This is a genomic window from Nocardioides sp. TRM66260-LWL, from assembly GCF_020075545.1.
GTDB lineage: Bacteria > Actinomycetota > Actinomycetes > Propionibacteriales > Nocardioidaceae > Nocardioides.
In genome coordinates this window covers 19,132-41,948 of sequence record NZ_JAIQZK010000003.1, presented here as the reverse complement: position 1 = coordinate 41,948, position 22,817 = coordinate 19,132, and the positions used below count along the sequence as shown (strand labels likewise).

Sequence of the window (22,817 nt, the reverse complement as noted above, 5' to 3'; positions counted from 1 at the left end):
CCGGGACAGGGCTGACAAGGCGGACAAGTCGGTCCTTCGTGGGAGGGAGGTGCGTGGGGCTCGGGCCGATCCGGATCGCGGAGCGGCGCGAGAGGGGCGTGCGGTGGAGGCACCCGAGCGGCCGGGCGTCATTAGTCAGGCCACGCGTGACGCCTTGATCCGCCGCAGATGAACGGACGGCGACGCGGCAGCGTCCGAGCGCAACAACGCCCGGACCTGTGGAGAGACCTGTGAGCGGATGCCGTGCCGACGGCGCGACGTCGATCAGGAGTCGCCGGGCGTTCACCGGGGACGCGATCGGGGTCACACGCGCCGGACGACTGGACCAGACCACCGGACCAGACCAGTCTCAGGTCCGAGGGCCGCCTGCCGATGCCCGCGAGCCCGCGCGCACACCCGCGCGGCCTGAGAGGCCTCCCTACTCCGGTGTGGCGCTGACCTGCGCGGGCCTCGGCCTGGGAGGCTGGCGACCGACCGTCCGCCACCCTCCGCAGGAGCCCCCGTGTCCACGAGCCGCACCCTGATCGTCACCGCCTTCATGTCCCTCGACGGCGTCATGGAGGCGCCCGGCGGCGAGCCCGGCTACCGCAGCAGCGGCTGGACGATGTCGGGCGTCGAGCCCGACATGGCGGCCTACGAGCTCAAGGGCCGCGAGCAGGACGAGGCCGCGGCGCTGCTGCTCGGTCGCGTCAGCTACGAGGCGTTCGCGCCGGTGTGGCCGTCGATGACCGAGGTCTTCCCGCGCTACAACGCGATGCCCCGCTACGTCGTCTCGTCCACCCTCGAGCACGACGACGAGCGCTGGCCGGCCACCGTGCTGCGCTCGGTCGACGACGTCGCGGCGCTCAAGCAGCGCCCGGAGGCCGACGGCTCGACCGGCCCGATCATCGTCCACGGCAGCGCCCGGCTCGGGGCCGCGCTGGCCGACGCCGGCCTCGTCGACCGCTACCACCTGCTGACCTTCCCGGTGCTGCTCGGCGAGGGCCGGCGGCTGTTCTCCGAGAGCGCCCACCCGATGCAGCGGCTGCGCGTCGTCGAGTCGACCACGCACGCCAACGGCATCACCGCCCAGGTGCTCGACGTCCTGCGCTGAGACAGGCGGCCCAGGCGCCGACGCGTCCCGGAACGGGTGAGCCCGCGCACGTCCGGGAAGCCCCGGCGCGTCCGGGCCGTTGTGTGTCGACGTCCCACCGTCACACGCAGAGGAGCACCGCCATGCGAGCCGTCGTCTACGACGCCTTCGGCAGCGCCGACGTCCTGGAGGTCCGCGAGGTCGCGGACCCGCCCGTCGGCCCCGACACGATCCTGGTCCGCGCGAAGGCCACCAGCGTCAACCCGGTCGACTGGAAGGTCCGCGAGGGCTACCTGCAGGGCGCTCTGCCCCACCACCTGCCGATCATCCCGGGCTGGGACGTCGCCGGGGTGGTCGAGGCGGTCGGCCCCGCCGCCCGCACCGACCTCCAGGTCGGCGACGAGGTGTGGGGCTACGTGCGCCGCGACGACATCGCCTTCGGCACCGCGGCCGAGCTCGTGCCGGCCCCCGACCGCACCGTGGCCCGCAAGCCGGCGTCCCTGTCGTTCGTCGAGGCGGCGTCGGTGCCGCTGGCCGGGCTCACCGCCTGGCAGGCCATCGACGAGGCCCTGCAGGTGCAGGAGGGCGAGCGGCTGCTCGTCCACGCCGCGGCCGGCGGCGTCGGCCAGTTCGCCGTGCAGATCGCGGCCGCGCGCGGCGCGATCGTCGTGGCGACCGCGCGCGCGGTGAACCACGAGCACCTGCGCTCCCTCGGCGCCACCGAGACCCTCGACCACACGGCCGGCCCGATCGGCGTCCAGCTGAACGAGAAGGTCGACGCCGTGCTCGACCTGATCGGCGGCGAGGCGCTCGCCGACGCGCCGAACCAGGTGAAGGACACCGCGCGGGTCGCCTCGATCGTCGACGGCGACACCGTGCTGGGCCTCGGCGGCCGCTACGTCTTCGTCCGTCCGGACGTCGCCGGACTCGACGCCCTCGCCGAGCTGGTCGAGTCGGGGCGGCTGCGGGTCGACCTCGCCGCCACCTACCCGCTGGAGCAGCTGGCCGAGGCGCACCGCGCGTCCGAGACCGGCCGCACCCGCGGCAAGATCGCCGTCACGATCGGGAACGACGCGTGAGCGACGCCGCCCGCACGGCCCCTGCCCTCGGCGAGGAGCTGCGGCTGACCCGCGGCCCGGCCTGGCGCAACCGCGTCGCCCTGGCTCCGCTGACCAACCTGCAGAGCAACGCCGACGGCACGCTGTCGGACGACGAGCACGCCTGGCTGGTCGCGCGCGGACGCGGCGGCTTCGGCCTGACGCTCAGCTGCGCGTCGCACGTCTCGCGGGCGGGTCAGGCGTGGCCGGGCCAGCTGGCCAGCGCGGAGGACCGTCACCTGCCGGGGCTGACCCGGCTGGCCGACGACCTGCGCGCCACCGGCACGGTCTCCTCGGTGCAGCTGCACCACGGCGGCCTGCGCTCGGACCCCGACGTCTCCGGCGTCCCGAACCTCGCCCCGTGGGCCGACCCCGCCAAGCGCACGGAGGCGCTGACCACCGAGCAGGTGGAGCAGGTCGTCGCCGACTTCGTCGCCGGTGCGGTGCGCGCGGAGCGGGCCGGGTTCGACGGCGTCGAGCTCCACGGCGCCCACGGCTACCTGCTGTGCCAGTTCCTCGACGCGCGGCACAACCACCGCACCGACCGCTACGGCGGCTCCCTGGAGAACCGCCTGCGGATCTTCCACGAGGTGCTCGACGGCATCCGCGCCGCCACCGGCCCCGACTTCCAGCTCGGGCTGCGGCTGACCCCCGAGGGCAACGGCATCGTCCTGCCCGAGGGCCGCGCGATCGCCCGCGAGCTGCTGGCCACCGGCCACCTCGACTACCTCGACATGTCGCTGTGGGACGTCTTCGCCTCGCCGCGGGGCAGCGAGGTCGTCGCCGGCCACGAGGGCGACCTCTTGATCGACCACTTCACCGACCTGCCGCGTCACGGCGCGGCGCTCGGCGTGGCCGGCAGGATCCGCTCGGCCGCGGACGCCCGCTGGGCGCTGGAGCGGGGCGCCGACTTCGTCAGCGTCGGGATCGGCGCGATCCTGCACCACGACTGGGCGGCCCGGGCCGTCGCCGACCCGGACTTCGAGCCGCGTCCGCAGCCCGTCACCCGCGAGGAGCTGGCCGCGGAGTCGGTCAGCCCCGGCTTCGCCGAGTACCTCTCCCGCGGCTGGCAGGGGCTGGTCGCCTGATCGGGGGCCGGGCTCAGCCGCAGCGGTCGTCGATCGCGACGCGGCCCGGGCCCGGCACCACCGACGGCGTCTGCCAGACCTGGCCGACGGCGTCGGCACCCTGCGGGAAGCCCGCGGGCAGCCGGAACCGCCAGGCGACGAGCACGTCGCGCGGCCCGCGCAGCAGCACCGGCAGCGAGGCGACGGGCCGCCGGTCGAGCCGGGTGCGGACGATCGAGTCGGTCACCTCGGCGCCGTCGAGCTCCACCCGCTCCAGTGTGGCGCCCGGCGGTCCGTAGACCCGGACGGCGACGCGCTGCTGGCCCGGCTCGACGCCGTAGAGCCCGGCTCCGGTGACGTACGGGTCGAGCCGGCGGGCGCGGACGTCGGTGATCGTCTGGCTCAGCCGGGTGTAGCCGGTGAGCACCCGGCGTCCGTCCTCGCAGGTGACCTGGGCGGTGGTCCCCCGCCGCAGGTAGTACGACATCTTCGAGCCGGTGTTGTCGTCGAGCGTGACCAGCGCCGTGGGCCCGTCGGCGGCGAGCAGGTCGGGCGTCACGCCGGCGCGGTCGAGGGTGCGGCGCAGGTCGGGCGCGAGGCCGACGACGCGCAGCCGGTCCTCGCGCTCGGCCCGGGCGAGGCCCGTGACGACGTCGAGCAGCGAGACCGGACGCGTGACCAGCCGCTGGAAGGCCGCCTCGGTGGCCTCGCGGAAGAGCCGGTCCGAGGCCCCGCCCAGCCGCGCGTAGCTGCGCGAGAGCAGCGTGGCAACGGCGTCGTCCTCGGTGAGCGTCGGCCCGCTGAGCAGGCGCACCGGACCGACCCCGCGCAGCAGGTAGGAGAGGGCGACGGTGTCGATCTGCACGACGCCGTCGAGGCGGACCGGCGGCTCGCCCGGCCGCACCGTCGTGCCCTGGCTGCGCTCCCACAGCAGCGCCTGGAGCCGCGCGGCGCGGTCGGCGTCGGGGGTGAAGGCGGTGTCGCGAAAGTCGGTGGCCGGCAGCCCGGTGAAGAGCCGGCGCTCGGCCGCCGACAGCCGCGCGACGGGCGGACCGTCCATGCCGACGTCGCCGGCGCTGCCCTGGCCGTCGAGGCCGATCCGGCCGTCCCGCACGGTGAGCAGCGCCCAGGAGCCGGGCAGGCCGCCGGTGGAGCGGATCTCCGCGTTGTTCTCGACGACCAGCAGGTAGTGGCGGGTGCCGGAGCCGCCGAGCATCGCCGGCAGCACCCGCAGGGTCTGTCCCCCGGCGCCGAGGGCGCTGGACGCGGCGCGGACCTGCTCGATCATGCCGGCGATCGCCCCCGAGCCCGGCCCGGCGAGCTCGTCGGTGCGGACGTCGGCGACCTCCGCGGCCGCGGCGTCCGCCGCCGTGCCGAGGTCGACGATGGGCCGCTCCAGGCGACGCAGCGTCGGGACGTCGAGGCGCCCGTCGCGCACCAGGCCGGGCAGCACGCCGGCGGCGTCGACGAGGGGCCGGACGCTCGAGCCCGCGAGGGTGTCGGCCGCGGCGCTCAGGTCGCGGGTGGCCGTGATCTCGGTGCCGACGAACGGCAGGTGGGCGGCGAGGCGCCACCACAGGTGATCGCTGCGCCGGTGGGCGTCGGTGGCCGAGTCGGCCATGATCCGGCCCGCCTGCGCGGCGGCCGACTGGTCGCCGGCGCCGAGCGCGTCGGCGACGACCGCCGAGGCCGCCTGCGTGCGATGGAGGCTCTGGTAGAGGCGGTAGCCGTCGTACCCCAGCACGCCGACCACCAGCGCCACGACAGCGCCGGCGCCGATCAGGAGCCGCAGGACGCGACGCCGGCGGCGCGCACGCAGGAACGCATGGTTCGTGCGGCGCACGCGCACGCGCACGTACTCGCCGTCGGCACGCCGGTCGTCACCGACCGGATCGAGTCGCTCGCCGGCGTCCGGCGAGGACGGGTCGAACGGGTCGTGCGGATCGCTCACCCGTTCACCGACCGGTGGAGCGGGTCAGCGGGCGGTGCGGCTGCGGCGCACGAGCACGCCGCCCAGCAGCGCGACGAGCGCGGCGAGCACCGCTCCCCAGACGCCGTACTCGGCGCCGGTGTTCGGGAGGACGCCGCCGGAGGCGCCCACGCCGCCGTTGGAGTTGCCGACGCCGCCGTCGCCGAGGCCGCCGTTCTCGTCGCCGACGCCGCCGTTGGTGGGGCTCGGGGTCGGGACGGGCATCGGGGGCACGTACGGGTCGGCGGCGTGCACGCCGGTGGGAGCGACCGCGGCCGACGCCGGCACCAGCGCCGCGCCGCCGAGCAGCACGAGCAGGGCGACGAGCGGGCTCGCGAGGGCGGCGACGAGCCGGACGGGGCGGGCGGTACGGGTCACGGTTCACTCCTCGGGCCGCGCGTCGCCGAGCGGACGGTGCGGGGCCGGTTCTGGGCTTCTCTGGGAGGGTCAACGACCGGATGGCCGTCGAGTCACGGTGCAGCATAGCCCGGCAGGCGCGCGCGGGTCCCGTCCCGCGGGAGGGTCCGGACGCCTCGGCCACCGGCGTTCCCTGGGAGGATGGCGGCGTGACCGATCGCTCGCCCGTGCCGCGCGGCTCCGCGGCTCCGCGCCGCCGCCACCTGATCGATCCGCACAACCCGCCTCCGCGCACCCCCGCCCGCGAGACGACGCAGGTGCAGCGCTGGGTCATGTCGGCGCTCTCGGTCACGACGATCCTCCACCTCTCGGTGGGCCTGATGCTCTCGACGCTCTTCATCTCCGACGCCCACCGCACCGCCCAGGTCGGGCTCAACGTCATCGCCGCGGCGTTCGGCGTGATCGCCGTGGCGTCCGGCTTCCTGATCCACCAGCGCAGCGCGCTCACCCCGTGGCTCGCGGTGGGCCTGCTGCCGGGCCTGGTCGGCCTCGTGCTCGTGCTCCGCTGAGCCGGCTTCGGCCGGAGACCTGCGCGGGAGCGACCCGCGGGTGATGATGGTCCCTCGCCGACCCCTCGGGGACGGGTCGGCGGCGGGGTGGGGAGGCCCCGTCCGATGACCGCTGCGCATCCGCCCGTGCCGGGCCTGGCCGACTGGCTGCTCGACGCCTGCCCCGACGGCCTCTGGCTGCTCGACGACGAGGGCCGCACCCGGTGGGCCAACGCCGCGATGGCGCGGCTGCTCGGCCGCTCCGCCGACGAGCTGGCGGGCCTGCCCGCCGCCGAGGTCCTCGACGCCCGCGGCCGCGGACGGCTCGCCCGGCTCCTCCCGCTGCTGCGCGGGGACGACGCCCCGCCCGCCGACAACGCCGAGTGCCTGCTCGTGCGTCCCGACGGCAGCACCCTGTGGACCCTCGTCACGCGACGTCCGCTGCCCGCCGCCGCGACCGAGGCCGGCTGGGGGCGCTGGCTGCACCGGTTCACGCCGTACGACGAGCAGCACCGCGCCCGCGCCCAGCTCGCCCAGGCCCAGCAGATCGCCCGGCTGGGCAGCTGGTCGTGGGACCTGCGCACCGGCGCCCAGCGCTGGTCCGAGGAGATGCACCGGCTCTTCCTCGTCGGGCCCGACGACGACGAGGTCACCCTCGACGACCTCCTGCACCGCTTCGACCCCGACGACCACGACGACGTCCGCGCGGCGGTGATGCCGGTCGTCCGGGGCGAGCGCTCCACCTTCTCCTTCGAGGCCCGCACCTCCCCCGGCTCCCCCGCCGCCGTGGTGCGCGGCATGGGCCGGGTCGAGGAGCGGGACGAGAACGGCGAGCCGCTGGTGATCACCGGCACCACCCAGGACATCACCGCGCTGCGGGAGGCGCTGGAGGCGAGCGCCGACGCCCTGTGGGGCATGGAGATGCTCCAGGGCATCGCCTCGGCCGCCAACCAGGCGGGCGATCTCGTGGAGGCCGTCCGTCTGGTCACCGAGCGGATCAGCGCCGCCACCGACTGGCAGCCGGTCGCCCTGCACGCGATCGATCCCAGGCCCGCCGGTGCTGACGGTGCTGACGGTGCTGACGCGGCGGAGCCGAGGGTCGTCGAGCGGCTCTCCTTCCCCGGCCCGGTGCGTCCCGACCCGGCGCTGACGCTGCGGGCCGCGGCCGTCGGACAGCCGTGCGACCGGGTCGAGGACACGCCTGCGGGGCCGCGCGCGCTGGTCGCGATGCCGGTGCTGGCCGAGGGCGGCACCGTCGCGGTCGTGCAGATGCTCGCCGACCGTCCCGACGTCGTCGCCTCGGCCCGACGCCTGCTCGGGCACGGCACGGCGCAGCTGAGCGTCGTCGCCGAGCGCGAGCGGATGGCGGCGACCCTGGCCGTCGCGCGTGACCGCGCCGAGGAGGCCTCCCGGCTGAAGTCGGAGTTCCTCGCGACGATGAGCCACGAGATCCGCACCCCGCTCAACGGCGTCATCGGCCTCAACGAGGTGCTGCTGCGCTCCGGTCTGGACGCGCGCCGCCGGGGCCTGGCCGAGGGCGTGCGCGATGCGGGGCGCTCGCTGCTGGCGATCGTCGACGACATCCTCGACCTCTCCAAGATCGAGGCCGGCCACCTCGGGCTCGAGGACGGCGACGTCGACGTGCGCGCCGTCGTCGAGCGGGCGGCGTCCCTGGTCGGCCCCGCCGCGGCGCAGCGCTCGCTGCCGATCCGGCTCGAGGTCGACCCGCTGGTGCCCGCGCGGGTGCGCGGGGACGCGACGCGCCTGGGCCAGATCGCGTCGAATCTGCTGGGCAACGCCGTCAAGTTCACCGACCGCGGCGAGGTGCGCGTCCGGGTCGCCGTGGTGCCCCCGGCCGGCGAGCACGCCGACCCCGGCGAGCACGGCGGGGGCAGCGCGCCGGGCGCCCGGCTGCGCATCTCCGTCACCGACACCGGCCCCGGTCTGAGTCCCGAGGCCCTGGCGCGCGTCTTCGAGCCGTTCACCCAGGCCGACGCCAGCGCGACCCGCCGTCACGGCGGCACCGGGCTGGGCCTGACCATCTCCCGTCGCCTCGCCGACGCGATGGGCGGCACGCTCACCGGCTCGTCCTGCCCCGGCGAGGGCTCCACCTTCGTGCTGGAGCTGCCGCTGCGTGCTGCGGGGCCGATCGCGTCACCCCCGGCCGCGCCGGAGGCGCCCGGAGCGCCGCCCCGGGGTCGCCGGGTGCTCGTCGTCGAGGACAGCCCGGTCAACCAGGAGGTGGCGGTGGGCCTGCTCGAGGCGCTCGGCTGCGTCGTGGAGCTGGCCGACGACGGCGCCGCGGCGCTCGAGCGGCTCGCCCCCGGCCACGACGTCGACCTGGTGCTGATGGACCTGCGGATGCCGGGCATCGACGGGCTCGACGTCACCCGGCGACTCCGCGCCGCCGAGCAGGACCACGGCCTCGGGCGCGTGCCGATCGTCGCCGTGACGGCCAGCGCGCTGGCCGACGACCGCGCGCACTGCCTGGCCGCGGGCATGGACGACTTCCTCACCAAGCCGATCGACGTCCGCGCGCTCTCCGCGACCCTGACCCGCTGGCTCGGGCCGGCCGACGCCGCCACCGGGCCGACCGCGCCTCCCGCGCCTCCCGAGCCCGCCGAGCCGGCCGTCGACCCCGCGGCCGAGAGCGTGCTCGACCCGGAGCGGGTCGCGGACCTGCGGTCGCTGGTCAAGGACGGCGTCGACTTCTTCGAGCGCACCGCCCGCTCCTACCTCGAGCGCCTGCCGGACGAGGTGGGCTCGGTCGAGGCCGCCGTGGCGGCCTGCGAGTCGGCGCGTCTGCGTGATGCCGCCCACCGTGCGCGGGGTGCGGCCGTCAACGTCGGACTGCCCGCCCTCGGACGCGTGCTCGGCGACCTCGAGGCGTGCGGACGTCAGGAGACGTGGGCGCCCGTCGTCACGCTGATGGCGGCGCTGCGCGTCGAGTCGACGCGAGCGCGCCTCGCGCTGGAGGCCGCCCTGCGCTGAGGGGACGTCCGGGACGAGGACGAGAGGTGCCGTGCGCCCGCAGGCGCACGGCGGGGGTCAATCTCGAGAACGATCCGCGTAGTCGGACCACTCGTCGTGGTCCTGCTCGTCGTCGTTCGGCGTCTCCTCGCCATGCAGCTCTCGGGCCAGCGCGCTGAAGTCCGTCTCGTGAGAGCGGTACTTCAGGTCGCGGGCGACCTTCGTCTGCTTGGCCTTAGCTCGGCCGCGCCCCATAGGGTCAGCCCCCTCGCACGCTTGGCCGGGGCACCAAGGCTCCCGGGCTCACCTGAGTCTTCTCGTGGGCGCAACAGTACCTGTTCACCGCCTGTTCCCGCACACCAGCCCACGAGAATCACCCCACGCGGGGGCGCGGTGCGATCAGGAGGTCCAGCCGGGGTGCTGGCCGGTGAGTCGCACCCGGCCCTCGCCGGCCGCCACCTCGCCGGCCGCCCACGCGTCGATGCCGTGCTCGCCGAGCAGCGCCACGGCGGCGTCGACGTCGTCGGCCGGCAGCAGCGCGACCATGCCGACCCCGCAGTTGAGCGTGGCCTCGAGGTCGTCCTGGGCGAGGTCGCCGACCCGGCGCACGAGGTCGAAGACCGGCTGGGGCGTCCAGGTGCCGCGGTCGAGCGTGGCGCCGAGCTCCTCGGGCATCACCCGCTCGAGGTTCGCGGCCAGGCCGCCGCCGGTGACGTGGGCCATCGCGTGCACGCCGGTGCGGTCGGCGAGCTCCAGGCAGGCCTTGGCGTAGATGCGGGTCGGCTCGAGCAGCTCCTCGCCCAGGCTGCGGCCGAGCTCGTCGACGTGCCGGTCGAGCGCCCAGCCGGCCTCGTTAAGCAGCACGTGGCGCACCAGCGAGTAGCCGTTGGAGTGCAGGCCGCTGGCGGCCATGGCGAGCACGACGTCGCCGGGACGCACGCGGCCGGGGCCGAGCAGCCGGTCGGCCTCGACGACGCCGGTGGTCGCGCCCGCGACGTCGTACTCGTCGGGGGCCAGCAGCCCGGGGTGCTCGGCGGTCTCGCCGCCGATCAGGGCGCAGCCGGCGACGACGCAGGCCTGCGCGATGCCCTGGACGATCGCGGCGATCCGCTCGGGCACGACGCGTCCGGTGGCGATGTAGTCGGTCATGAACAGCGGCTCGGCGCCGCAGACCACGAGGTCGTCGACGACCATGCCGACGAGGTCGAAGCCGATCGTGTGGTGCACGTCCATCGCCTGGGCGATCGCGACCTTGGTGCCGACGCCGTCGGTGGAGGTGGCCAGCAGCGGCCGCGTGTACTTCGTCAGCGCGGAGGCGTCGAAGAGCCCGGCGAAGCCGCCGAGGCCGCCGATCATCTCGGGCCGGCGGGCCTGCTCGACCCAGCCCTTCATCAGCTCGATGGCCTTGTCGGCGGCCTCGATGTCGACGCCGGCGCGGGCGTAGGCGTTCTGGGACACGGGCGGGCTCCTACGGGTTGTTCAGGACGGGCAGGGCCTTGCCGGCCGTGGGGGACTTCAGCGACACCTCGAGCAGGTGCTTGCCGAGCAGCGACTCGTCGGGCAGCTCGACGGGGTACTCGCCGGTGAAGCACGCCTGGCAGAGCCGGTCGGCGGTCTGGCCGGTGGCCTCGATCATGCCGTCGAGGGAGATGTAGCCGAGGCTGTCGGCGCCGACGCTGGCGGCGATCTCGTCGACGTCGAGCCCGTTGGCGATCAGCTCGGCGCGGGTGGCGAAGTCGATGCCGTAGAAGCAGGGCCACTTGACCGGCGGCGAGGAGATGCGCACGTGCACCTCGAGCGCGCCCGCCTCGCGGAGCATCCGCACCTGGGCGCGCTGGGTGTTGCCACGGACGATGGAGTCGTCGACGACGACCACCCGCTTGCCGCGCACCATGTGCTCGAGGGCGTTGAGCTTGAGCCGGATGCCGAGCTGGCGCAGCGTCTGGCTGGGCTGGATGAACGTGCGGCCGACGTAGGCGTTCTTGACGAAGCCCTGGCCGAACGGGATGCCCGACTCCTCGGCGTACCCGGCGGCGGCGGGCGTCCCGGACTCGGGCACGGGCATGACGAGGTCGGCCTCGACCGGGAACTGGCGGGCGAGCTCGCGGCCCATCTCGACCCGCGCCTGGTGGACGCTGCGCCCGGAGATGGTGGCGTCGGGACGGGCCAGGTAGACGTACTCGAAGACGCAGCCCTTCGGCGCGGCGTCGGCGAAGCGGTGCGAGCGCAGGCCGTTCTCGTCGATGACCAGCATCTCGCCGGGCTCGACCTCCCGCACCACGCTCGCGCCGACGGTGGCCAGCGCGGCGTCCTCGGAGGCCACCACCCAGCCGGAGTCGAGCCGGCCCAGCACGAGCGGACGGATGCCCTGCGGGTCGCGGGCGGCGTAGAGCGTGCCCTCGTTCATCCAGACGAAGCAGAACGCCCCGCGCAGCATCGGCAGCACCTCCAGCGCCCGCTCCTCCAGCGAGACGTCGGGGTGGTGGGCCAGCAGCGCCGTGACCAGGCCGGTGTCGTTGGTCGACGACTCCTGCGGCCGGGTGTGCAGGTCGAGCTCGTCGTCCGGCCCCGGGAGGGCGTCGACGAGCTCGCGCAGCTCGTGGGTGTTGATCAGGTTGCCGTTGTGGCCCAGCGCGATCGAGCCGTCGGCGGTGGGGCGGAACGTCGGCTGGGCGTTCTGCCAGGTGCTCGCGCCCGTGGTGGAGTAGCGCGAGTGGCCGATCGCGAGGTGCCCCTGCAGCGAGTCGAGCGTGGTCTCGTCGAAGACCTGCGAGACCAGGCCCATGTCCTTGTAGACCAGGATCTGGCGGCCGTTGCTGACCGCGATGCCGGCCGACTCCTGGCCGCGGTGCTGCAGGGCGTAGAGGCCGAAGTAGGTGAGCTTGGCGACGTCCTCGCCGGGGGCCCAGACGCCGAAGACGCCACAGGCGTCCTGGGGGCCTTGATCCTGCGGGTCGAGCGCGGCGGTCAGGCGACCGTCCCCGCCCCTGCGTCGACTCTCGGCGGCGGGCACCCGGCCATCCTACGGCGGGCCGCGACGACGTCGGGCATTACCGCCCCCGGCCGGACGCACGTCACGTAGCGTCGGAGGCGCTCCCCCGGCTCGGCCCCCGCCGCGCCCGCGGGACCCCTCCGCCCGCATCCTCCCGGGAGTCGTCATGACCGAGCGCTCGCGCGGGCTGCTGCGCTCGCTCGCCGCCGACCGCGCCCGGCTCGACGTCACGGCCGCGGCGCTCGCGCAGACCACCGGCTCCACCCGGGTCGAGATCGCGATCGCCCGCGTCACCGACGAGTACGAGGTGATCGCGACCCACCCCGCGGGGCAGGGCACCGGACGGCACCTCCCCGCCACGACCGTCGAGGGCGCCCCCGAGCCGCTCGACGGCGCGCGGCACCTGCACCGCGACGCCTCCGGCCGGATCCGGCTGCGCCTGCTCTGGGACGGCCCGCTGCGTCCCGACGGCACCGTGCTCGACCGCTTCTCCGACTCGATCGTCGAGATGGACCGCACGCTGCGGCTGCGGCACGCCGTCGAGCTCGGCGAGACCGGACGCGTGCGCATCCGTCGGGCGATCGCGCACCACGACCCCGCGGCCGTCGTCGTCGCGGCCGCGGGAGCGCTGCGCGAGCACCTGGACGCCGACCTCGCCTACGTGCACACCACGAGCCCGGCGCACACCGCCGTCCGGGGGCCCGAGGGCGACGCGCCGCTGCCGCAGCCGGCGCTCGAGGTCTTCGCCGACGTCGCCCTGCGCATCGCCCACGGCTGCTGGGACGCCGGCCGCGCGTTCGTCCTCTCCGCCGACCGGGTCGTCGGCGCCGACCTCGGCGACCGGCAGCGCACCCGGGTGCTGCGGCTGCTGGCCGACATCGGGCTCGCGTCGCTCCTGCTCGTGCCGGTGGGGCACGACGGCACCTGCACCGGCTGCGTCGTGCTGCTGCGCGCCCCCGAGCGGCCCGAGTGGGGCGAGGTCGAGATCCGCACCGCCCTCGAGCTCGGCGCCGACGTGGGGGCCGCGCTGCACCTGGCGTCGCTGTTCGCCGAGGAGCGGCACCGCGCCCGCGAGCGCGAGCGCGTCGTCACGACGATGACCCACGAGCTGAAGAACCCGCTGACGGCGGTGAGCGGGTACGTCGAGGTCGCCGAGGAGCTGCTGGCCGAGCTCGGGGAGGCCGACCCCGCCGGCCCCGCCCTGGCCGGGCGGATGGCCGGGCCGCTCGCCGGCATGGCCGAGGCCGCGCGCCGGATCGAGGCGATCGTCACCGACCTGCTCCTGCTCTCGCGCAGCGACGCCGCCCGACCGCTGACGACCGGCCGCACCGACTTGGCGGCGACCGTGCGGACGGTGGTCGCGGCGCAGGCCGACGCTGCCCGGGCCGCCGGGGTCGTGCTGCGCACGCGGCTGCCGGAGGGCGACGACGCGCTGCCGGTGGCCGCCGATCCCGAGGCGCTGCGCCGCGTGGTGCTGCACCTGGTCGACAACGCGATCCGCTTCGGGGATCCCGGCCACACGGTCACGGTGACGGTCCGGCGGGCCGACGGCCTCCTGCCGACGGCGGTCGGCGCGCCGATGCTCCTCGAGGTCGCCGACGACGGCTGGGGCATGGCGCCCGAGGAGCAGGGACGGCTGTTCTCGGCATTCCAGCGCGCGGACGACCCGCGGGTGCGGGCGCGGCCCGGCGCGGGGCTCGGCCTGGCGACCGTCGCCCGGCTGGTCGGTCGGCTGGAGGGACGCATCGCGCTCCGCTCGCGGCCCGACGAGGGCACCGTCGTGGAGGTCTACCTGCCGGCCGTGGCCGACCCCGGGATCGACGGGCGCGGACCCGCTGGCGCGTCGAGGGAGCCGGGCGAGCCCGAGGAGCCCGGCGAGGCGGTGTCGGCGTGACCGGGGATCCCGACCTCACCGGGCTCCGCGCCGACGTCGCACCGGTGCTCGACGCGCTCTGCGAGGTCACCGGGTTCCGCCTGGCGGCGCTGCTCCTGCTGCGCGGCGAGGGCGGCGAGGTGGTCGCGGCCGGCGGTCCCGCCGCCCGCCACCACGACCCGGTCGGCCACCTGGCCAGTCGCGACGCGGCCGAGCGGCTGCTCGAGCGCGGCCGGGGCGTCGACGGGCTGTGCTTCGTGCCGGCCGAGGCCGTCGACGTGCGCGGCGACGAGGTGTGGCTGGCGGACGCCGCCGGGGACGCCGGGGACGCCGGGGACAGCCGGGACGCGGACTCCTGGCGGCCGGCCGACCTCCTCCTGCTCCCCGTGCGCGCCGGCGAGCGGCTCGTCGCGGTGGTCAGCCTCGACCTGCCGGGCGACGGGCTGCGGCCGGACGCACGCGACCGCGACGGCTGGGAGGGCGCGGTGCGCGAGGCCGCGATCGGCGTCGAGATCTCCCTCGACCGCTACCGCCTGCGCCAGCGGGCGGCGCTCGCGCGCGATGCCGGACGGCTCGCCCGGATGGCGGCCGCCGAGGTCGACCCGCAGCGGCTCGTGGACGTGGCGGCGGCGCGGCTGCGCGAGATGGTCGACGCCCAGGACGTGCTCGTCGTGCTGCACGAGGTGCCCGAGATCGCCAGCGCCGAGCCGGACCCCACGCTGGCGCACCTGGCCGAGCGGGTCGCGCGCGAGGCGTGGGCCACCGGCCGGGTCGGCGTCGTCGGCCCGCACAGCAGCCCGGAGGGGCTGATCAGCGGCGCCGAGCTGGCGCTGGTCCGCGAGGCGATGGGCCTGGTCGGGCGGGCGACCGTCCTGCTCGTGCCCCTCGGCGCCGGCCCGGACTGCCTGGGCCGGATCACCCTGGTGCGCGGACCCGTCGGGCCGGACTGGAGCAGCGACGAGATCGCCACCGTCCGGCAGCTCGGCGAGGAGCTCGGCCGGGCGGTGCTGGTGGCCCGGGCGTACCGGCAGGAGCACGAGCTCGTCGAGTACCGCAGCCGCCTCGTCACGGCGGTCGGCCGCGAGCTGCGTCCCCCGGTGGCCGCCATGCTGGAGCACCTCGCCGGCCTGCAGGACGCGGTGTCGGCCGCACCCGAGGACGACGTGCTGGCCCTGCAGCTCGCCTCGGCCACCGGACGCATCTCCCGCGCCGTGCAGCGGCTCTCGGGCATCGTCACCGACCTGATCAGCCTCGGGCTCGTGGAGGACGACCCGGCGCTGCCGAGCACGCTGGTCGACGTCGGGGCGGCCGCCCAAGCCGCCGTCGACCTGATGTCGATCCGCGCGCTGCGCAGCGGCGTCGAGGTGGTCGAGCGGGCCGAGCCGCAGCGGTGGACCCGCGGCGACGCCGGCGAGCTCGAGCGCGCCATGATCAACCTGGTCGGCAACGCGGTGAAGTACACGCCGCCGGGCGGCCGGGTGGAGGTCTCGGTGCGTCGGGACGACGCCGGCGCGGTGGTCGTCGAGGTGCGCGACACCGGCATCGGGCTCTCCGAGGCCGACCGGTCGCGGCTCTTCGAGGAGTTCTTCCGCAGCGACGACCCCGCCGCCCGGGCGCAGGAGGGCACCGGCCTCGGGCTGGCCATCGTCCGCCGGATCGTCGAGCGCCACGGTGGCCGGATCGAGGTGGAGTCGACGCTCGGGGTCGGGTCGACCTTCCGGGTGCTCCTGCCCGGCGCCGAGCCGGCCTGACGCGTCAGCCCTGCTGGCCGAGCCGCTGCAACAGCAGCGCCTCGGCGACCAGCACCCGCTCGAACTCGGCCAGGTGCAGGCCCTCGTCCGCGCCGTGGGCACGGGTGTCGGGGTCCTCGACCCCGGTGACGAGCACGCTGGCCTCGGGGAAGGTCGCGAGGAACTCGGCGATGAAGGGGATCGACCCGCCGACGCCCATGTCGATCGGCGCGGTGCCGTCCCAGGCCTCGGCGAAGGCGGCGCGGGCGGCGTCGTAGGCGGGCCCGGTGGCGTCGATCGCGGTCGGCTCGCCGGCGTCGACGACGGTCGTGGCGAGGGTCGCGCCCCACGGGACGTGGGCCTGGAGGTGCTCGAGCAGCCGTGCGGTCGCGTTCTCGGCGGTGTCGCCGGGCGCGATGCGCAGCGAGAGTCGCGCGCGGGCGCTCGGGACGAGGGTGTTGGACGCGCCCGCGACCTGGGGCGCGTCGAGGCCGGTGATCGAGAGGGAGGGCTTCGTCCACAGCCGCTCGACGGCGGAGCCGGTGCCGATCCAGTGCACGTCGGCGGTGGCGCCCGACTCGGCCCGCAGGCGCTCCTCGGGGTACTCGACGTCGGCCGCCGGGCCGGCGTGCAGCCCGGCGACGGCGACCTCGCCCGCGTCGTCGTGCAGCGAGGCCAGCAGCCGGGTGAGCGCCATCAGCGCGTCGGGCACCAGGCCGCCCCACATGCCGGAGTGCACCGCGTGGCGCAGCGTGCGCACCTCGACGTCGACCCGCACCAGGCCGCGCAGGCTGGTGGTGAGGGCCGGGACGCCGATGTCCCAGTTGCCGGAGTCGGCGATGACGATGACGTCGGCGCGCAGCCGCTCGCGGTGGGCGGCCAGCAGCGCGGGCAGGCCCTCGGAGCCGACCTCCTCCTCGCCCTCGACGAAGACGGTGACGCCGACCGGCAGCTCGTCGCCGAGGATCCGCAGCGCGGCGAGGTGGGCGACGACGCCGGCCTTGTCGTCGGCCGCGCCGCGCGCGAAGAGGCGGCCGTCGCGCTCGGTGGGCTCGAAGGGCGGGGAGCTCCACTCGGCGTGGTCGTTCTCGGGCTGGACGTCGTGGTGCGCGTAGAGCAGCACCGTGGGCGCGCCCGCGGGGCCGGCGCGGTGGGCGATGACGGCCGGCGCGCCGTGCTCCCCGTCGCGGACGATCTCGACCTCGCAGCCCTCGGCGGCGAAGAGCGCCGCGACGGCCTCGGCGCTGCGCTCGACCTCGGCGGAGCGGGCGGGATCGGCGCTGACCGACTGGATGCGCACGAGGGCCTCGAGGTCGGAGCGGAGCCCGGGGAGGAGGGTGGCGACCCGGGCGCGGACGTCGTCGCTGGTGAGCGTCATGGCTCGACCCTAGACGTCGGCTCCGACAGGCTCGCGCGGGCCGCTCCCCCGTCGATCAGCGCACGCGGGGCGGCGCCTCCACGGCGTCCCAGTCCCACTCGACGACACCGCGCGGGCGGGCCCGGCGGGGCGAGTGGCGCTCGACGTGCGGGCAGTCCGCGCCGTACAGCCGACGGCAGCGACGGGTGCGGCGCAGGCGACGCCAGTGGTGGCTCAGGCTCATGGCGGCATCCTCGCGAAGCCGGCGCACCGCCGCCACCCTTCGGTGCACGCCCGTGCCGAATCGGCCTGAGGCGATCGTCACGCCCCAGTGGAGGAGCGCTTGCGCCCGTCGAACGCGTGTTCGACACTGGACGAGTGACCCGCTTCCTGCACGCCGATCTCGACTCGTTCTACGCCTCGGTCGAGCAGCGTGACGCCCCCGAGCTGCGCGGTCGACCGGTGGTCGTCGGCGCGGGCGTCGTGCTGGCGGCCAGCTACGAGGCGCGGGCCTTCGGGGTGCGGGGCGGCATGGGCGGTCACGAGGCGCGACGACGCTGCCCGCAGGCGGTCACGGTGCCCCCGCGGTTCTCCGCGTACGTCGAGGCGAGCCGCGCGGTCTTCGAGGTCTTCGCCGACACCACGCCGCTGGTCGAGGGCGTGTCGATCGACGAGGCGTTCCTCGACGTCGGCGGTCTCGCCCGGCTGGTGGGGCCGGCCGAGGTCGTCGCACGCCGCCTGCGCGAGCGGGTCCGCGACGAGGTGGGCCTGCCGATCTCGGTCGGGGTCGCGCGCACCAAGCACCTGGCCAAGGTCGCCAGCGCCGCGGCCAAGCCCGACGGGCTGCTCGTGGTGCCGGCCGAGCGCGAGGAGGCCTTCCTCCATCCGCTGCCGGTGGAGCGGCTGTGGGGCGTCGGCCCGGTCACGGCCCGGCGGCTGCACGAGCAGGGCGTCCACACCGTCGGGCAGCTGGCGGCGCGCGAGGAGTCCGAGCTCGCGTCGTCGCTGGGCCGCGCGGCCGCGCAGCACGTGTGGGCGCTGGCGAACCTGCGCGACCCGAGACCGGTCGTGGTCGGGCGCCGGCGCAGCTCGGTCGGCGCCCAGTGCGCCCTGCCCCGGGGCGCGCCCACCGGTCGCGACGATCTCGAGGCGGTGCTCGTGGGCCTGGTCGAGCGCGTGGCCCGGCGCCTGCGCGCCGGGGAGCGGATCGCCCGCACCCTCACCCTGCGGCTGCGGTTCGGCGACTTCGGCACCGCCACGCGCTCGGCGACCCTGCCCCGCTCGACGGCGATCACGGCCACCTGGATCGACACCGCCCGCGACCTCCTGCGCGCAGCCTGGCCGATGGTCGTCGAGCGCGGCTGCACCCTGCTCGGCGTCAGCGTCTCGGGGCTCGACGACGGCTCCGCCGAGCAGCTGGAGCTCGACCTGTTCGGCCACGACGAGCAGCAGCGCCTCGACGCCACGCTCGACGCGGTGCGCGACCGGTTCGGCTCGGCCGCCGTCGGCCGGGCCGCGCTGGTCGGCCGGCGGATCGGCTTCGAGGCGCCGCAGCTGCCGGACGGGCCGTGACGCCGCACCGCGCACAGCGCGACCGGTCAGCGGCGAGGACGCGTGACGCGGCGTCGATGCGCGAGGGCCCGGTCGACGGCGACGACGAGCACCAGCAGCGCCAGCGCCCACGCCCAGCCCTCGATCGCGAAGACCAGGTAGAGCGCCACGACGAGCAGCGGCGTCAGCGCCATCGGGAGCCCGACGACGCTGACGAAGGTCCGCGACGCCCGGGCATCGATGTCGGCGATGCCGTTGCGCGGGGTCATGCGACCAGCATGCGCGCCGACGGCGCCCGTGACCAGAGCCTGCGCCGGCCGCGAGCCGTCAGGTGAGCAGGTCGGTCAGCGGGCTGAGCAGGAAGTAGACGACGAACAGCGCGGCCACCACCCACAGCAGGGCGTGCACCTCGCGCACCTTGCCGCGGACGACCTTGAGCAGCACGTAGGCCAGGAAGCCCGCGCCGATGCCCACGGTGATCGAGTAGGTGAACGGCATGAGCACGATCGTGAGGAAGGCAGGAAGGGCGATCTCGGGGTCGTCCCAGCTGATGCCGGTGACCTGCTGCATCATCAGGAAGCCGACGAGCACCAGCGCCGGGACGGCCGCCTCGGACGGGATCACCGCGACGACGGGGGCGAAGACGATCGTCAGCAGGAACAACAGGCCGGTCACGATCGAGGCCAGGCCGGTGCGGGCGCCCTCGCCGACGCCGGAGGCCGACTCGATGTAGGAGGTGTTGGACGAGACGCCGGCCGCGCCGCCGGCGACCGCGGCCAGCGAGTCGACGACCAGGATCCGCTCGGTGTGGGGCGGCAGCCCCTCCTCGTCCAGCAGCCCGGCCTCGGCGCCGATGGCGGTCATCGTCCCCATGGTGTCGAAGAAGTCCGCCAGCAGCAGGGTGAAGACGAACAGCAGCGCCGAGACCGCGCCGATCGACTCGAAGGAGCCCAGCAGGGAGACCTGGCCGAGGGTGCCGAAGTCGGGGGTGGCGATCCAGTCCGACGGCAGGCGCGGCGTCGTCAGGCCCCAGCCGCCTACGTTCGCGACCTCCTCCAGGAGGATCGCGACGACGGTCGTGCTGAGGATCGCCAGCAGGATCGCGCCGCGCACCTGCCGGATCCACAGCGTCACGACGAGCACCAGGCCCAGCCCGAACACCGCGACCGGCCAGCCCGAGAGCTGTCCCGTCGCGCCCAGCTGCACCGGGACGGTGGTCTTCGCGGCGTCGGGGATGCGGGTGACGAAGCCGGCGTCGACGAAGCCGATGAAGGCGATGAACAAGCCGATGCCCACCGAGATCGCGACCTTCAGCTGCGCGGGCACCGCATGGAACACCGCGGTGCGGAAGCCGGTGAGCACCAGCACGAGGATCACCAGGCCCTCGATCACCACCAGGCCCATCGCGTCGGCCCAGGTGACCTTCGAGGCGATGGCGACGGCGACGAACGCGTTGAGGCCCAGGCCGGTCGCCAGCGCGAGGGGGTAGTTCGCGACCGCGCCCATCAGGATCGTCATGACGCCGGCGACCAGCGCGGTGCCGGCGGCGATCGCGGGGAGGTTCGGCGCGGCGCCGCCGCCGAGGAACCGGCCGTCCACGTCGGGCGCATAGCCGAGGATCAGCGGGTTGAGCACGACGATGTAGGCCATCGTCACGAAGGTGACGACCCCGCCGCGCACCTCGCGGGCGAGGGTCGACCCGCGCTCGCTGATGGAGAAGTACCGGTCGAGGGCGCCCGTCACAGTGCTCACGGGCGGTCAGACTCTCACTGGCGGCCGCATGCCACCAAGCGGCGACCTCGCCCGCCCGGACCGTAGGCTCGACGAGGTGACCGCCACCGTCTCCCTGAGCCACCGCTTCGCCGACCTGCTGCCCGAGATGGCCGTGCCGGTCCGGGCGGCGGACGCCCCGGACCCGCGGCTCGTCGTCCTCGACGAGGCGGTCGCCGCCGACCTCGGTCTCGACGCCGGGTGGCTGCGCTCCGACGAGGGGCTCGGCCTGCTCACCGGCACCCGCGTGCCCGACGGCGCGCGGCCGGTGGCCCAGGCCTACGCGGGCCACCAGTTCGGCGGGTTCGCCCGGCTCGGCGACGGCCGGGCGCTGCTGCTCGGCGAGCTGCGCGACCGCGACGGCCGCCTCCGCGACCTGCACCTCAAGGGCTCGGGCCGCACCCCGTTCGCGCGCGGCGGCGACGGTCTGGCCGCGCTCGGCCCGATGCTGCGCGAGGTGGTGATCAGCGAGTCGATGCACGCCCTGGGCATCCCGACGACGCGGGCGCTGGCCGTCGTCGTCACCGGACGCGCGGTGCAGCGCGAGCAGCCGCTGCCCGGCGCCGTCCTCGCCCGGGTGGCGAGCAGCCACCTGCGCGTCGGCAGCGTCCAGTTCGCCCGGGCCACCGACGACCGCGGCCTGCTCGAGCGGGTGGTCGCCCTCGCGATCGAGCGGCACCATCCCGAGGCCGAGGGCGCGCTGGGGCTCTACCGCGCCGTGATCGCCGCCCAGGCCGACCTGATCGCCCGCTGGATGCTGGTCGGCTTCGTGCACGGCGTGATGAACACCGACAACATGACGCTCTCGGGCGAGACCATCGACTACGGGCCGTGCGCGTTCCTCGACGCCTACGACCCCGCGACCGTCTTCAGCTCGATCGACCACGACGGCCGCTACGCCTACCGCAACCAGCCCGGCATCGCGATGTGGAACCTCGCGCGCCTCGGCGAGGCGCTCCTGCCGCTGCTGGCCGACGACGAGCCGACCGCGATCGAGCGGGCCACCGAGGCGCTGCACGGCTTCGGCCCGCGCTACGAGGCGGCCCTCGCCGCGGGGCACCGCGCCAAGCTGGGCCTGGCCCACGCGCCGAGCGCGGACGTCGACCCGCTCGTCGCCGAGGTCCTCGGCCTCATGGAGGCCGCCCGCGTCGACCACACGCGCTTCTGGCGCGACCTCGCCGAGGCCGCCCGAGGGGACGCGGAGGCGGTGCGCGGCGTCGTCCTCGACCTGCCGGCGCTGGACGCATGGCTCGACCGCTGGCGCGCCCTGGGGCCGGACGCCGCGGCGATGGACGCGGTGAACCCGCTGCACATCCCGCGCAACCACCTCGTCGACGAGGCCCTGCGCGCGGCCGAGACCGACGCCAACCTGGAGCCGCTGCACCGGCTGCTCGAGGCCGTCCGCTCGCCGTACGTCGCCGTGCCCGGCCTCGAGGCGTACGCCGCCGCGGCCCCCGACGCGGGGCCGTTCGTCACCTACTGCGGCACCTGAGCCGCGGGCCTCACAGCAGCGGCAGCGCCCGCAGCTCGTCCTGGTACGCGTCGTACACGACGCGCAGCTCGCGGCCGGGCCAGTCGTCGGGCAGCAGCGCCGCCGGCAGGAGCGGGTCCTCGGCGAGATGGCGCACCAGCCCGGCCGCGATCGTCAGGCGGTCCATCGGGTCGCGCGCCTGCGCCAGCCAGTCGCCGAGGCGTCGACCGACGTCGGCCCACCCGTCGAGGTCCCAGAGCCGCGCGGCGAGCATCCGCCCGTCCTCCTCGGCGGCCGCAAGGGCCCGCACGCAGAGCAGGTCGGGGTGGCCGGCGTGCGCCGGGGCTCGCGTCAGGTTCGCCGGGCGCAGCCACACGCCCTCGCGCAGCTCGGCGAGCCGGTCGTCCTGGAGCAGCGCGCGCAGTGCGGCCCGCTCCGCGGTCGGGCGGCCGCTCGTGACGACCACCGCGGTCTCCCAGGTGCCGTCCCACGGCCCGTCGCCGACATCGGTCAGCGCCGCCCGCTGCCGGGCGTGGCGGTGCAGCTGGCGCGGGCCGAGCACGTAGCCGCCCTCGAGCCGCGCGAGGTCGCCGGTGGCGACGCCGCGGCTCAGCGCGACCCGCACGCCCGACGCCGGCAGGCCGACGTGCGCACCGGCTCGGACGAGGCCCGCCGCCGACACCGGCGACGGGTGCGCGCCGAGCACGACGCTGACGATCGCCGAGCGCACCGACAGCGACGGCAGGTCCGACGGCAGGAGCGGCGACGAGGGTGGACGGTGAGGCAGGGAGCGGAGGGCTGCGGACGCGGCGGTGGCGGGCGTCGGGAGTGCTGGGGTTCCCGAGAGTGGAGCGTCCGAGCGCCGTGGGGAGCGCGCAGGCATGGACGAAGCGTGCCAGAGCACAGGGGTTCACTGGGGGGGCTTCTCGCCAGTGGATGCGGCGCGCCGTCGGCCTCTGGGACGATGTGGTCGCCCGGACGATCTCGGCGACC

The 22,817-nt window shown here is 75.8% G+C and carries 19 protein-coding genes; 9 read left to right on the top strand and 10 right to left on the bottom strand.

The window, feature by feature from the left end:
• Positions 1–502: 502 nt before the first annotated feature.
• The 3 genes from K8Z61_RS09450 (at position 503) to K8Z61_RS09440 (ending at position 3,257) form a co-directional block, all read left to right on the top strand.
• A complete protein-coding gene (locus tag K8Z61_RS09450; RefSeq protein ID WP_224128855.1) occupies positions 503–1,093 on the top strand; it encodes a dihydrofolate reductase family protein in 591 nt (196 codons plus the stop codon).
• A 122-nt stretch (positions 1,094–1,215) separates the two neighbouring features.
• Complete coding sequence (locus K8Z61_RS09445; RefSeq protein ID WP_224128853.1) at positions 1,216–2,151, top strand: NADP-dependent oxidoreductase; 936 nt, start codon at positions 1,216–1,218, stop codon at positions 2,149–2,151.
• Complete coding sequence (locus K8Z61_RS09440) at positions 2,148–3,257, top strand: NADH:flavin oxidoreductase (protein WP_224128850.1); 1,110 nt, start codon at positions 2,148–2,150, stop codon at positions 3,255–3,257. The genes K8Z61_RS09445 and K8Z61_RS09440 overlap by 4 nt, the downstream gene beginning before the upstream one ends.
• A 13-nt stretch (positions 3,258–3,270) precedes the next feature.
• Here K8Z61_RS09440 and K8Z61_RS19275 read toward each other — a convergent pair whose 3' ends face one another.
• Together K8Z61_RS19275 and K8Z61_RS19270 are read right to left on the bottom strand one after the other, a co-directional pair.
• Positions 3,271–5,187, bottom strand: coding sequence for a DUF4012 domain-containing protein (locus K8Z61_RS19275; protein WP_224128848.1), 1,917 nt, complete (start codon positions 5,185–5,187; stop codon positions 3,271–3,273).
• Positions 5,188–5,211: 24 nt separating this feature from the next.
• A complete protein-coding gene (locus K8Z61_RS19270; RefSeq protein WP_224128846.1) occupies positions 5,212–5,583 on the bottom strand; it encodes an LPXTG cell wall anchor domain-containing protein in 372 nt (123 codons plus the stop codon).
• Positions 5,584–5,771: 188 nt separating this feature from the next.
• Here K8Z61_RS19270 and K8Z61_RS09425 point away from each other — a divergent pair, with 188 nt between their 5' ends.
• Positions 5,772–6,131, top strand: a complete 360-nt coding sequence (locus K8Z61_RS09425; protein WP_224128844.1) for a hypothetical protein — start codon at positions 5,772–5,774, stop codon at positions 6,129–6,131.
• A 105-nt stretch (positions 6,132–6,236) separates the two neighbouring features.
• Positions 6,237–9,101: a PAS domain-containing hybrid sensor histidine kinase/response regulator gene (locus K8Z61_RS09420; RefSeq protein ID WP_224128842.1), complete on the top strand. Its 2,865-nt coding sequence runs from the start codon at positions 6,237–6,239 to the stop codon at positions 9,099–9,101.
• A 57-nt stretch (positions 9,102–9,158) separates the two neighbouring features.
• On the opposite strand, the gene K8Z61_RS09415 is transcribed toward K8Z61_RS09420, so the two are convergent.
• From K8Z61_RS09415 to purF, 3 genes are all read right to left on the bottom strand, one after another.
• Positions 9,159–9,335 carry a DUF3073 domain-containing protein gene (locus K8Z61_RS09415; RefSeq protein WP_224128839.1) on the bottom strand — a complete coding sequence of 59 codons (177 nt, stop codon included), beginning with the start codon at positions 9,333–9,335 and terminating at the stop codon, positions 9,159–9,161.
• 144 nt (positions 9,336–9,479) lie between these two features.
• Positions 9,480–10,538 (bottom strand): phosphoribosylformylglycinamidine cyclo-ligase, encoded by a 1,059-nt coding sequence (purM, locus tag K8Z61_RS09410; RefSeq protein ID WP_224128837.1) that lies wholly within the window; start codon positions 10,536–10,538, stop codon positions 9,480–9,482.
• Between the two features lie 10 nt (positions 10,539–10,548).
• Complete coding sequence (gene purF, locus K8Z61_RS09405) at positions 10,549–12,093, bottom strand: amidophosphoribosyltransferase (RefSeq protein WP_224128835.1); 1,545 nt, start codon at positions 12,091–12,093, stop codon at positions 10,549–10,551.
• 145 nt (positions 12,094–12,238) lie between these two features.
• Here purF and K8Z61_RS09400 point away from each other — a divergent pair, with 145 nt between their 5' ends.
• The gene (locus K8Z61_RS09400) at positions 12,239–13,966 is read left to right on the top strand and encodes a sensor histidine kinase KdpD (RefSeq protein WP_224128833.1); all 1,728 of its coding nucleotides are present in this window, start codon (positions 12,239–12,241) and stop codon (positions 13,964–13,966) included.
• A complete protein-coding gene (locus K8Z61_RS19265) occupies positions 13,963–15,696 on the top strand; it encodes a cell wall metabolism sensor histidine kinase WalK (protein ID WP_224128831.1) in 1,734 nt (577 codons plus the stop codon). The genes K8Z61_RS09400 and K8Z61_RS19265 overlap by 4 nt, the downstream gene beginning before the upstream one ends.
• 4 nt (positions 15,697–15,700) lie before the next feature.
• On the opposite strand, the gene K8Z61_RS09390 is transcribed toward K8Z61_RS19265, so the two are convergent.
• Together K8Z61_RS09390 and K8Z61_RS09385 are read right to left on the bottom strand one after the other, a co-directional pair.
• Positions 15,701–17,053, bottom strand: a complete 1,353-nt coding sequence (locus K8Z61_RS09390; protein ID WP_224128829.1) for a dipeptidase — start codon at positions 17,051–17,053, stop codon at positions 15,701–15,703.
• A 55-nt stretch (positions 17,054–17,108) separates the two neighbouring features.
• On the bottom strand, positions 17,109–17,276 hold the full coding sequence (locus tag K8Z61_RS09385; RefSeq protein ID WP_224128827.1) for a hypothetical protein: 168 nt from the start codon (positions 17,274–17,276) through the stop codon (positions 17,109–17,111).
• A gap of 134 nt (positions 17,277–17,410) precedes the next feature.
• On the opposite strand from K8Z61_RS09385, the gene dinB reads away from it, so the two are divergent.
• On the top strand, positions 17,411–18,604 hold the full coding sequence (gene dinB, locus K8Z61_RS09380) for a DNA polymerase IV (RefSeq protein WP_224128825.1): 1,194 nt from the start codon (positions 17,411–17,413) through the stop codon (positions 18,602–18,604).
• A 26-nt stretch (positions 18,605–18,630) separates the two neighbouring features.
• Here the strand turns inward: dinB and K8Z61_RS09375 are convergent, their stop codons facing one another.
• Together K8Z61_RS09375 and K8Z61_RS09370 are read right to left on the bottom strand one after the other, a co-directional pair.
• Positions 18,631–18,852 (bottom strand): hypothetical protein, encoded by a 222-nt coding sequence (locus K8Z61_RS09375; protein ID WP_224128823.1) that lies wholly within the window; start codon positions 18,850–18,852, stop codon positions 18,631–18,633.
• A 58-nt stretch (positions 18,853–18,910) separates the two neighbouring features.
• The gene (locus K8Z61_RS09370) at positions 18,911–20,335 is read right to left on the bottom strand and encodes an NCS2 family permease (protein WP_374227930.1); all 1,425 of its coding nucleotides are present in this window, start codon (positions 20,333–20,335) and stop codon (positions 18,911–18,913) included.
• Between the two features lie 76 nt (positions 20,336–20,411).
• Between K8Z61_RS09370 and K8Z61_RS09365 the strand changes: the two genes are divergently transcribed.
• On the top strand, positions 20,412–21,845 hold the full coding sequence (locus K8Z61_RS09365) for a YdiU family protein (RefSeq protein ID WP_224128821.1): 1,434 nt from the start codon (positions 20,412–20,414) through the stop codon (positions 21,843–21,845).
• 10 nt (positions 21,846–21,855) lie between these two features.
• Here the strand turns inward: K8Z61_RS09365 and K8Z61_RS09360 are convergent, their stop codons facing one another.
• On the bottom strand, positions 21,856–22,554 hold the full coding sequence (locus K8Z61_RS09360) for a PaaX family transcriptional regulator C-terminal domain-containing protein (protein ID WP_224128819.1): 699 nt from the start codon (positions 22,552–22,554) through the stop codon (positions 21,856–21,858).
• Positions 22,555–22,817: the final 263 nt, after the last annotated feature.

What these genes read in the sequence shown, in the direction of transcription:
- K8Z61_RS09445 (WP_224128853.1), top strand. Translation starts at nt 1,216, where the DNA reads ATGCGAGCCGTCGTCTACGACGCCTTCGGCAGCGCCGACGTCCTGGAG.
- K8Z61_RS09375 (WP_224128823.1), bottom strand. Translation starts at nt 18,852, where the DNA reads ATGACCCCGCGCAACGGCATCGCCGACATCGATGCCCGGGCGTCGCGG.
- K8Z61_RS09400 (WP_224128833.1), top strand. Translation starts at nt 12,239, where the DNA reads ATGACCGAGCGCTCGCGCGGGCTGCTGCGCTCGCTCGCCGCCGACCGC.
- K8Z61_RS09390 (WP_224128829.1), bottom strand. Translation starts at nt 17,053, where the DNA reads ATGACGCTCACCAGCGACGACGTCCGCGCCCGGGTCGCCACCCTCCTC.
- K8Z61_RS09415 (WP_224128839.1), bottom strand. Translation starts at nt 9,335, where the DNA reads ATGGGGCGCGGCCGAGCTAAGGCCAAGCAGACGAAGGTCGCCCGCGAC.
- K8Z61_RS09420 (WP_224128842.1), top strand. Translation starts at nt 6,237, where the DNA reads ATGACCGCTGCGCATCCGCCCGTGCCGGGCCTGGCCGACTGGCTGCTC.
- K8Z61_RS09385 (WP_224128827.1), bottom strand. Translation starts at nt 17,276, where the DNA reads ATGAGCCTGAGCCACCACTGGCGTCGCCTGCGCCGCACCCGTCGCTGC.